Below are 3,067 nucleotides of genomic sequence, written 5' to 3' on the forward strand. Positions count from 1 at the left end.
CTAATTCAACTAGAACGCCAACTCGTCCACCAGTATGGATGTAGCTTTCGACTACACCTTGTGTTCCGCTATCGAGTGCAAAATTTTCCAGGCGCCGCACTTGCATATTTTCGCCCAACTGCGCGACTTGTTGCTTCATGATCTCAGCAACCGTCACATTTTTGTCTTCAATATAAGGTTGAGCTAACAACTCGTCAACGTTTTTTGCACTAACAGCTTGCTTCGCCAAATTTTGTACAAGCGCTTTGAAAGCTTCGTTGCGCGCGACAAAGTCGGTTTGGCAGTTAACTTCAAGCAGTACACCAACGCGACCATCTGGTTGAACAGAAGTTTCAACGAGACCTTCAGCAGTAACTTTGCCTGCTGCTTTATCAGCTTTGGAGATACCTTTTTGACGTAACCATTCGGAGGCTTTTTCAATATCACCTTCGTTTTCTTTAAGTGCTTTCTTACAGTCCATCATGCCAGCGCCAGTTTTTTGGCGCAGCTCTTGGACAAGTTTTGCAGATACTTCCGCCATATTGCCTCAATCCCTTAATACCTAATCTACTGACAATAATAAGTTAAAAGTGCTGAGTGCTGAGTGCTGAGTAGAGATGCGATAAATCTCCTTTCTATGAGTTATGAGTTGTTAGTTACGAGTTATTAGTTACGAGTTATTAGTTACGAGTGATGAGTTATTAATTACGAGCTACAAGCAATTAACTTTAAAACTCAGCACTCATTACTCAGCACTCAGCACTCAGCACTCATTACTCAGCACTAAATTACTCTTCGTCGTCCTCCGACTTGTATTCGCTGTAGTCGGTATCGTCGAACTCTTCTTCGCCGCCTTCGTATTCTTCGTCAAATTCTTCAGTTTCTAACTGACCGTGACGACCTTCGTAAATAGCGTCTGCGAGTTTGCCGATAATTAACTTAATAGAACGAATTGCATCGTCGTTAGCTGGAATGGGAATATCCACTACATCTGGGTCGCAGTTGGTATCCAACATTGAGACGATGGGGATACTCAGCTTTTGGCATTCCTGAACAGCATTATACTCACGACGCTGGTCAACAATTACTACGACATCGGGTACTTTCCGCATCGTTTTTATACCACCAAGGTACTTCTGTAACTTCGTCATTTCTCGACGCAGCATTGAAGCTTCTTTCTTAGGCAATAAATCTAGGGCGCCGTTTTCTTCCCGACGTTCTAAATCTTTTAAACGGTCAACACGTGTCTTAATTGTTGCCCAGTTAGTGAGCATTCCACCTAACCAACGTTGGTTAATATATTGGGCGCCACAGCGTGCTGCTTCTTGAGCGATGATACCCGCTGCTTGACGTTTGGTGCCAACAAACAAAAACTTTTTGCCGGCTTCAGCTTGAGAACGCATATAGTTATATGCTTCATCCATCAACTGAGCGGTTTGCACCAAATCAATAATATGAACACCGTTGCGAGCGGTGTAAATATAAGGATCCATTTTTGGGTTCCAGCGACGGGTTTGATGCCCAAAGTGAACCCCGGACTCCATCATTTGAGCCAATGAAACTACTGGCATATTTTACTTTTCTCCTATTCGGGTTAAACCTCCATCCTGGTGTATCTCCGCAAATTGGAAACACCCGACATATCCCAGGATGTGTGGAATTTAAAGAACCATACAAGGTTAACACATTTTCGCAGAGGCTTTTGGGGCGGTTTATATGAAAATATCAGCGTGTTTCCACTCTAGGCGCCTTTTAATTTCATCTCCGAATATGCTTGATAAACACCCTTAACGTTGTACCAATTTAAGAAAACCCTAGCTAGTTCTAAAGCTAACTGTGATTTACCGATACTTATCAACCAGCGTAGTACAGGGAGCATTGTGCGTTCGTTCAAAAACCCGTTCAAGGAAAGCACTCCCCACAGCAAACGATGCAACAAGGTCATTTGAATCATCATTCGCACTTCCCAGGTTGGATGTTTCTGGTAAAATAAAACTCCCATCCGTCCCCGCTGTATTTCTTTATCTATTAAATTAGGAATTTGCTCTGTATTAAACGCTGGGTGCCAATGATAACCCACTGCTAGAGGACATTTGATGAGCGTCAAACCAAGATTTTTGAGTCGAACACCGAGTTCTAAATCTTCCCACCCATAAAGTTGAAAGCTAGTATCGAACAGTCCAGCTTTTTCTAACCAGTGTTTAGGTATAGCAACGTTTCCTGTGGCAAAAAATGCTGCTGAAAAATCGGTGATTTTGTACGGTTCGGAAGTAGGGTTTTCAAAGTTTGCCGTATTAATGACGGCGCCGTATGTAAAAAATTTATCGCTGCCTAGTTGATTTTGCCCTGCCACTAAAGCCGAAGCATGGGACTGCAAGAAGGTTTCGGTAACAACTAAGTCGCTATCGATAAAGATAATTGTATCACCAACAGCTTTCTCCACTCCTAAATTACGCGCGGCGGCTGGACCTGCATGGTTTTGTTCAAATGTTCGCACGTGTGGAAATTCACTATGGTGTGTGCTTAACCACTCTAATGTTCCATCTGTCGAACCGTCATCAACTACGACTACTTCGTATTCTGTGACTGGACTGGATGAACTAAGCTGTTGTGTTTCTAATGCTCGGAGGCATTTTTCTAATATAGGCTTACGATTATAAGTTGGAATAACTACGCTAAAATACACTTTCTCACCCACTGTTTTATATACCTGTCTTCAAGAATAAGACAGTAAGCACTTTATCGCAGTTCCTCTAAGTAACATTATCGTGTCGGATGAAAATACCTGGATATTGCGGGGAATATGTTGCGGTACTCTAAAAGTATGTTCATCCTGACTTTGAGATGCAAAAGCTAAAGCAACTAACTCACCGCGCGCTTCAAGTTTATCCTCTAAACTTAATAATGCGTCTCTTTCGATTAATTGATGTAGTTTGTTTAATAAGTCTTTAATTGGTACTGGTGCCTTATTTTAGCGTAGGGCTAGCACTACCCACCTTACTATTGTTGAGAAGGTGCAAGATGTGAGAATACGAAATTATTTGTTTATTTGTAACTTCGGCTTCGATATCGCTGATTAATTGTTTCG

Annotated in this window: 3 protein-coding genes; all 3 read right to left on the minus strand. The window is 42.1% G+C overall.

Translation table 11 applies throughout. The features are described 5' to 3' along the window. Window positions 1-520, minus strand: a 520-nt coding sequence (gene tsf, locus AC2JBO_RS44140) for a translation elongation factor Ts (protein WP_496959946.1), incomplete at its 3' end; no start/stop codon positions are given. A 247-nt stretch (window positions 521-767) separates the two neighbouring features. Next, window positions 768-1,550 (minus strand): 30S ribosomal protein S2, encoded by a 783-nt coding sequence (gene rpsB, locus AC2JBO_RS44145; RefSeq protein WP_496959947.1) that lies wholly within the window; start codon window positions 1,548-1,550, stop codon window positions 768-770. Window positions 1,551-1,720: 170 nt separating this feature from the next. Next, entirely contained in the window at window positions 1,721-2,677 is a 957-nt protein-coding gene (locus AC2JBO_RS44150) for a glycosyltransferase family 2 protein (RefSeq protein WP_496959948.1), read from the minus strand. Between the last annotated feature and the right edge of the window lie 390 nt (window positions 2,678-3,067).

The organism is Calothrix sp. CBUCES-K 9914 (genome assembly GCF_059640475.1).

What these genes read in the sequence shown, in the direction of transcription:
- rpsB (WP_496959947.1), bottom strand. Translation starts at nt 1,550, where the DNA reads ATGCCAGTAGTTTCATTGGCTCAAATGATGGAGTCCGGGGTTCACTTT.